5 protein-coding genes and 1 pseudogene are annotated in these 7,657 nt (G+C 67.7%); 3 read left to right on the top strand and 3 right to left on the bottom strand.

The features are described from left to right. The first annotated feature begins 116 nt into the window (after window positions 1-116). Both BN423_RS09840 and BN423_RS09835 read left to right on the top strand, forming a co-directional pair. Window positions 117-1,001, top strand: a complete 885-nt coding sequence (locus BN423_RS09840; RefSeq protein WP_019240080.1) for an aldose 1-epimerase family protein — start codon at window positions 117-119, stop codon at window positions 999-1,001. A gap of 18 nt (window positions 1,002-1,019) precedes the next feature. Further along, window positions 1,020-2,120, top strand: a complete 1,101-nt coding sequence (locus BN423_RS09835; RefSeq protein WP_232385568.1) for a DUF1385 domain-containing protein — start codon at window positions 1,020-1,022, stop codon at window positions 2,118-2,120. 2 nt (window positions 2,121-2,122) lie between these two features. On the opposite strand, the gene BN423_RS09830 is transcribed toward BN423_RS09835, so the two are convergent. After that, complete coding sequence (locus BN423_RS09830) at window positions 2,123-3,391, bottom strand: zinc ribbon domain-containing protein (protein WP_019240078.1); 1,269 nt, start codon at window positions 3,389-3,391, stop codon at window positions 2,123-2,125. Window positions 3,392-3,507: 116 nt separating this feature from the next. Beyond that, window positions 3,508-4,593 (bottom strand): zinc ribbon domain-containing protein, encoded by a 1,086-nt coding sequence (locus tag BN423_RS09825; RefSeq protein ID WP_019240077.1) that lies wholly within the window; start codon window positions 4,591-4,593, stop codon window positions 3,508-3,510. A gap of 371 nt (window positions 4,594-4,964) precedes the next feature. Between BN423_RS09825 and BN423_RS09820 the strand changes: the two genes are divergently transcribed. Then, complete coding sequence (locus tag BN423_RS09820; protein ID WP_019240076.1) at window positions 4,965-6,482, top strand: zinc ribbon domain-containing protein; 1,518 nt, start codon at window positions 4,965-4,967, stop codon at window positions 6,480-6,482. Window positions 6,483-6,532: 50 nt separating this feature from the next. Here the strand turns inward: BN423_RS09820 and BN423_RS10915 are convergent. Then, a pseudogene (locus BN423_RS10915) lies at window positions 6,533-7,657 on the bottom strand (hypothetical protein); the annotation flags it as partial.

Raw genomic sequence — 7,657 nt, 5'->3', positions numbered from 1 at the left:
TTTCGCGCCGTTTGGTTCCCGCGCACCCCGTCGGGGCGTCTTCGCGCCCGATGCTACAATCCTGCCGGGTGCATTTTGTGGCACCGGGCGGCAGCATCGGGCGCGAAGGAGCGGATATGTCCCAGGTTGTGACCATCACGAACAACACGGCGTCGGCGTCGATCGATTCCAAGGGCGCGCAGCTCACGAGCCTTGCGCTCGACGGCCGCGAGTACCTTTGGCAGGCGGACCCCGGCTGGTGGGGCAAGCACGCGCCGGTGCTCTTTCCCATCGTGGGCACCCTGCGCGACAGCCGCGCGGCATCCGCCCAGGGTGAGGTCACGCTCGGCCGCCACGGCTTCGCGCGCGATATGGAGCACGCGATCGTGTCGCGTGACGATGCGAGCGTGACGTTCGAGATCACCGACACGCCCGAGACGCGCGCGGCGTACCCGTATGCCTTCCGCCTGAACATGGCCTACGCCCTCACCGGGCCGGCGAGCCTGACCCAGACGTTTCGCGTCGAGAACACGGGCGACGTGCCGCTGCCGTTCTCGGTGGGCGGCCATCCCGCGTTCAACGTGCCCGCACCCGGCGGCGACGGCGAGGCGTGGGAGGACTACGTGCTTGAGTTCGCCGAGCCGTGGACGTACGAATCGCCCACCATCGCGGACGGTGGGCTGCTCACCTATGACGTCATGAACCCCATCGTCGATGCGGCAGACTGCATGCCGCTCACGCGCGAAGCCTTCCGCTTCGACACCATCATGCTCGAGGGGGTGCCGCGAAGCACGGTGACGCTGCGCGGCACGAAGAGCGGGCACGGCGTGCGCCTCGATTTCGAGGGCTTCCCGTACCTGGGCGTTTGGGCGGGCGACGGCGCACCCTTCGTCGCGCTCGAGCCGTGGACGGGCCACGCGACGCTCACGAGCGAGGATGACATCTTCGAGCACAAGCGCGGCATCACGCTGCTCGAGCCCGGCGCGGTGGACGAGCGCTCGTTCACGGTGACGCTCCTCTAGGGGCTGCAGGCGATGGGGATGCTGGCCGCACGGGGCGCAGACGCGGGAGAGCTGTTCCAGACGCACATCGGCGGCTCGGCGGTGCTCGAGGGCGTCATGATGCGCGGGCGCTGCGGCTGGGCGGTTTCGGTGCGCACGGATTCGGGCGGCATGTACGTCGAGGAGCGCGCGCTGCCGGATGCGGCCGAACGGCCCGCGTGGCAAAAGCTCCCCATCGTGCGCGGCTGCGTGTCCTTCGTCGAATCGATGCGCATCTCGTACGAGGCGCTCTCCATCGCCGTCGATCACGTGTGTGACGAGGCGCCGGGCGGAGCGGCGGAGGCCGGGGCGGTCGCTTCGGCGCCGGGCGGCGAGACGGGCACGCCGCGCACCGTGCAGGACACGGCCGAAGCCCCGCGCGATGCGCAGGTGACCCCGCCCGCTCCGCCCGCCGATGTCCCTGACGAGCCCTCCGACGCCGGCATGTTCGCATCGGTTGCCGTGGGCGTGCTGCTGGGAGTCGCCCTGTTCGTCGCCCTGCCTGTCTCGGCGACGAACCTCCTCATGGGAGACCTGCAGGCGCACAACAGCCTCGCGTGGAACCTCGTCGAGGCGGCGTTTCGCCTCGCGGTGCTCGTCGCCTACATCTGGGGCGTCGGCCGCTTGCCGGATATGGCGCGGGTCTTCGCCTATCACGGTGCGGAGCACCAGGCCATCCACTGCTACGAGCACGGCCTCGACCTCACGCCGGAGAACTGCATGCGCTTCTCGCGGCTCCACGTGCGTTGCGGCACGGCGTTCATCGTCATGACCGTCATCATCGCGGTCGCGGTCAACGCCGTCGTCCCGGTGGGCGCGCTGGCCGACGCGCTCGGCGCCACGGGCATCGCGCGGTGGCTCGTCGTGTTCGCCTCCCGACTCGTGCTGCTGCCGCTGGTGATGGGCATTTCCTACGAGATAACCGTTCGCTGGGCAGGTAAGCACCCCGACAACCCGCTCGTGCGCATTGTGCTCTGGCCGGGGCTCCAGATGCAGCGCCTCACGACGCGCGTCCCCGACCGCGGCATGCTCGAGTGCGCCATCTCGTCGCTCGTGCGCGTTCGCGCCCAGGAGGTGCGCGCGGAACGGGCGCGCATGTAAAATTACCCCTGGGGTAAATTTACATCGGGCTCGACCTCGACGAACTCCGAGAGCGGGTGCCAGTCGAGCGTCGCCGTGTCGCTCGCCTGCAGCTCCGCGTATTCCTCGAGTGTGATGTAGGTGCGCGTGCCCTCCGCGTCCTCGCTCCAATATCCGTAGTCGTCGTAGCCGTAGGCGGACTCGGTGATGAGCTCGGAACCAGACACCCGGTAGACGTACGTGTTGTACTCCCACGCGCTGTATGGTGCGCCGTTCTCGAGGAGCAGGTCGTCGCGCAGCTTCCAGTACGACCGCATAGCCACGGCGCCCTTCGTGATGGAGATGGGCTCCGCGCCGTCGGTGTTGAAGACGCCGAGCAGCTGGTACGAGCCGTCGTCCTGCACCGTCGCGATCACGAGGTCGAGCGTGTCGTCGTCGCCCAGGTCCACATAGGAATACGACACCGTGCCGCTTTCCACCTGGTCATAGGTGACGCTGACGTTCATGTCCTCATGCATGATCATGATGGCGCCCAGCGATGAGAGGTCCTGGTATTCGGAGCCGAGCGCGTTCTGCCAGTCGTCCTCCTGCGCGTCGCGGTAGGCGGTGAGGAGGTCGTTGTAGATCGCCTGCTTCGCGGGGTCGTCCTCCGTGGCGACGGGTGCCGGCGGCGCGGTGCCGCCCCCGTCGTTCGCGGGCGGCGCCGGAGTCGCGGGTGCGGCGGGCGAAGCGGGAGCTGCCGGAGCGGTTGCAGCAGGTGCGGCAGCCGGGGCCTGGGTGATGAGGGCTCCCGTCGCGCCGTCGCCCTGATCCGCATCGTCGTCCGTGGCGCCCTCGTCGTCGTAGAGCGTCGGCATCACAAGCTCACGGATGAGGGGCTCGACGTAGTTCTGGTAGATGTAGTAGGTCGCGATGGCGAGCGTGCTGATCGCGATGACGAAGAGCACGAACATGACGACGATGAGCACCATGGGCAGGCGCTTCTTGCTTTCCTTCTGCGCATCGGTGAAATGCGAGGAGAGACTGTCGCGGTGCAGGAAATCCGCGTCCTCGGCGATGAACGGGAGCGGCGCGGTATCGTCGGGGTCGACGCCCACGGCCTCGTTCACGGTGACAGAACCGTTCGCCGCCGCGTCGTCGCCGGCGCCGTCCGCGGTATCGGTGGGCGAGGCGCCCGCGTCCGCGACTGAGCCCGCCTGGGCGCGCCGAGCCGCATCGTTGAGCTGCGCGCCGCAGCGCGGGCAGAACGACAACGATGGTCCGACGGTGCTTCCGCACACGGGACAGCGCATGGTACCCCCTCCCAGCCGCGCGCCACCTCATGGGTGCCGAGGCGCGGCGGCTGGGATAATTTTACTCTCACGCGGTGTTTGAGGGGGATACATTTTTCTGCGACGCGCTGCCGCCCCTACTCGCCGTCGGCGACGACGGGCTCGAAGTCCTCCAGCGGCGTCCAGTCGAGGTAGAAATCGGTCTGCGCCGCGTTCCGCGCGTTCGACACCTCGCTCTCGTCGACCGGGCTCGTGGTGCCGTCGTCGTTGTACGTGAAGTAGGAGCCGTCCCGCCAGCCCAGATGCTGGACGATCACGGGGTTGCCGTCCTCGACGGTGTAGAGCGTCACCGAGCCCGCATCCGCACCGTCCGCGCCCACCGAGCGCAGGTACCCGTCGATATCGACGTCCCAGGTGACGCGCATGAGCAGGCTGCCGTTCATGAGTGAGGTCGTGGTCGAGCCGTCGGTGGAGAACGCGCCGATGAGCTTGTACGCGTCGCCGTTGCCGCTGAGCACGCCGATCACGAGGTCGAGCGTGCCGTCGTTGCCCAAGTCCGTGTAGGCGTAGGCGACGGTGCCGCTCATGAGCTCGTCGTACGTGACGCTCACGTTCATATCTTCCTGCAGGTCGACGATCGCGCCCAGCGACGCGAGGTCGTTCAGCGTGGATGAGCTCGCGTTCTGCCAGGCCTGCGCCTGCGAGTCGCGGTACGTGGTGAGGATGTCGTTGTAGACCGCGCGCTGGCGGGCCTCCTCGGCTGCCTGGGCGTCCTGTTCGGCCTGCTGCTCCGCCGCGAGATCCTCCTCGGCCTGCTGCTGCGCCTGCTCCTCGAGCTGCGGCAGGATGACGTTCTGGTAGACGTACGTGGCGGCAAAGGCGGCAGCGGCGAGCGCGAGCGTGACGAGGATGACGATGAGGAGCATCGGCAACCGGCGTTTGCTGTGCTTCTGCGCGCGCGAGACCTGCGCGGAGAGCGTGTCGGGGGCGGGGGTACCGGGGGTGGCGGCATCGGGTGCACCGGGGTCGGCGGCACCAGGTGCCTCGGGCGTGGAAGCTGCGGCGTACGTTGCGGTTGCGCCCGCGGTCAACGAGCTCTCGGAAGAGGCTGCTCCGCCGCCGGGGCTATCGGGGTTTCCCGAGCCGCCGCCGAGCTGCGCCCCGCACCGGGGGCAGAAGTTTAGGCCGTCGGCGACGTTCGTTCCGCATTGTGGGCAGTACATCATGACTCCTTTTCAGACGAGGTGGGAGGGGGTGCAGGGAGGTAGTGCAACACGCGCTCCACAAAGGCGGCGCCTGCCGCATCGAGCTCCACGGGCCTACGCGTCGTTCGTAGGGCGTTCCGTCAGGGGAGCATCGGCCCCCTGCGCCGCACGTTCGCCACCCCCGTTTTCGCGCGGGCCAGCATCGCCGCGCCCATCGCCCGCGTGCGCTCCGCGCGCCTCCTCGTGTTCCGGGAGCGGCGCCCCGCACATCACGCAGTAGCGCAGATAATCTTTGTTTTCAGTGCCGCAAATCCTGCATCTCATGATGAACTCCCGGTTTGAATCGAAACGCGTTGTATGATTAGGCTTGATGTCGAGGAGGGAAGACGATGAGCGAGCTCGATCCGTTTCTGCAGATACGCACGACGCGCGGACAAGTTCCCTGCCGGTCGGTGCTGCCCATCGCAGACGGCGCGGTCGCGACCGACCGCGACTCGAAGGAGTGGCAGGCCTTCCGCTTCGAGCCCATGTCGGTCGACGAGGCGCGCGCGGCGGATGCGTCGGACGGCGCGTCTGCGTCGGCGGACGGCATCACCCTGCTCGAGCTCGCCGAATGCGTGATGCATAAGACCATCGAACCCGAGTCCGATGACGCGGGGGACGCGCCTGGCGAGCCGGTGTGCGTCGAGGAGGTCTCCGGTAAGGATCTCTACCGGTTCGCGCAGCACCACGGCCCCCTGTTCGGCACCTCCGCCGAGGAGCCCGTGGAGGTGTGGATGTCCGCGGCCAGCGTGGCGGACCTCGCGACGCGCCTGCAGCAGATCGCCTCGAAGCTCGAGGGAACGATGAGCGTCGCCGCGCTGAACGGCGGAGCGTTCAACAACATCGCCAAGTACCGCCTCGCGAACCCGGAGACGGGCTCGCGGTTCGACCTCATCGTCATCGCGTGCATGGTGGATGCGGAGTACGCCCGGCACCTCGAGGTTCCCTTCGTGCGCCGCGAGGAGCGCGAGGGACGCATCAACTACGCGTTCCTTTCCATCAAGCACGAACCCGAGGTCGAGCCGGCCGTCATGCTGTACATGCATGTCGTCTCGTTCGCCCATGAGATGAGCCTCCCCGATTACCTCGCGCTGAGCAGGGTCTTCGACTTCGATGCCGATACCGACGCCCAGGTGTTCCAGCATTTCGTATCCGACGCCGACCGCGCTGAGCTCGCGGCCGCGCAGGATTCCAAGGCGTACGGCATCGCGCAGGGCGCGCTGTACACCATGGACGCGGTGCCGTTCGACGACGCGGACTGCTCGCCCATCGCCTCGCTCGTGCGCCTGCTCGTGGCCGCGCACCTCCAGGAGGCGCGCCTCGACGTGTTCTACGCCGACGAGAAGACCGGCCACCTGCGCTTCCCCAACTACCTCGCGTGGCTCTGGTACGAGTACTCCAGCGGCATCGAGAAGGTGCGCATCGGTTACTGCGGCAACTGCGGCAGGCCGTTCTCGCGCGTCAACCAGCGCGGCCGCGAGCGTCTCTTCTGCAGCGAGAAGTGCAAGAACGAGGCGAAGAACCGTCTGAAGAGCATGCGCACGAAGCGGGTGCGCGAGCTGTTCAAGGGCGACAGCGACTTCAACGGCGGCCGTTCCGTGACGGAGATCGCACGCGAGCTCCAGCGGGAGGATCAGATGCTCGATGAAGCCCGTGCCGAGGTGATCGACATCCTGAACAAGTGGCCAGAGCTCAAGAACAAGGTGAAGAGCGCCATCAACAACGAGGGCTGGGACGCCGAGCTGTTTACGCGCTGCATGCGCGAGGGGCTCGACTGGAAGCGCATCCTCCACAAGCCGCTGCAAGAGGAGCTGCTGAGCAAGAAGGACGAGATCGCCCGCCTCCTGCACAGCCGGCAGCTCTAGCGCGCAGCGCGCGTGCCCGAAACCCAGTATGTCGCGGACGGCGCCCATCGCTACTTCGCCGTAACTGACTGCTTGAGGTAATCGAACAGAGCATCGCTCGCGCCCGTGATGCCGACGCCCGGGTTGCTCTCCCAACCGGAGAGCGCGTCGTCGTAGGTGTACGCGCCGAGGGTTTCCAGGCCGACGAGCTCCTCGGCCTCGTCCAGCGTATAGAAGTCGTCGGGGTTCGTGCTGTTCGAGTCAAGCGCCTGCGGAATGATGTAGCAGTAGTTGCGCACCCGCGCGGTCACGGTGCGACCGTCGCCAAGGTCGCAGACGGCTTGGGTGGCATCGGCGATGTCGCCGGCGCTATGCAATTCACCTTGGATGACTTCGAGCTCGCAGAGGACGTGGTCGGGCTGGCCGGATGGGGTGATGGTGACGTCGTCGCCGTCGATCGTTACCTCGACGCGGCCAATCCACTGCTCGGGGATGGTGAAGCTGTAGGACGCCGCCTCGTAAGCGCCGAGCGCGTCCTTCGCGAGCGCCTCGTCGCGGCGGGCGTAGGCAGCGTCGCGGAGCTCGTCGGCATTCTCGCAGCCGCCTTGGACGGCCATGTCATAGGCCGCTTCGATCTCGTCGTCGGTGACATCGGCGGCATCGATGGGGTCGAGCCAGAGCGCGTTCTGGGTCAAGAAGGAGCCGTCGTCGTCAACCCTGCCGCCGAGACCGGCCGCTCCGGATGCGCTCACGTCGTAGATGGTGCCGTCCGCCGCGATGGGCGAGGCGGGAATGTCGAATGTGTAGTCGCCGCGCATGAGCTCGACGCCCGTGGCGTTCTGGTCGGTGAAGAAGAGCTCGTCGACCGCATTGCCCTCGAAGTCCGTGCCCGTCACATGGAGGGGGATCTTCGTGCCGGTGGAGGTATCGAGGCCGTCGCATTGGATCTCGAGCGTGATGGGATAGGTCTGGTGCGCCGCTTCGTAGGCGGCCTTCTGCTCCGCCTCGACGCGCGCCTCCTCGGCGATGCGCTCCTGCTCGCCCTGCCACCACACGAAGCCTCCGATGCCGCCGCCGCAGACGAGCGCGGCTGCCACGGCGCCCGCGATGATGGCGGTGCGATGGCTCTTGCGCTTCGGTTTCTCCGCGGGAGCGGGGGAGGTTGCGGCGGGCTCGCCGGCGGGCGCGGCGGGGCT

Source organism: Enorma timonensis (genome assembly GCF_000321165.1).
Lineage (GTDB): Bacteria > Actinomycetota > Coriobacteriia > Coriobacteriales > Coriobacteriaceae > Enorma.
This window is presented reverse-complemented; position numbering and strand designations above follow the sequence as displayed.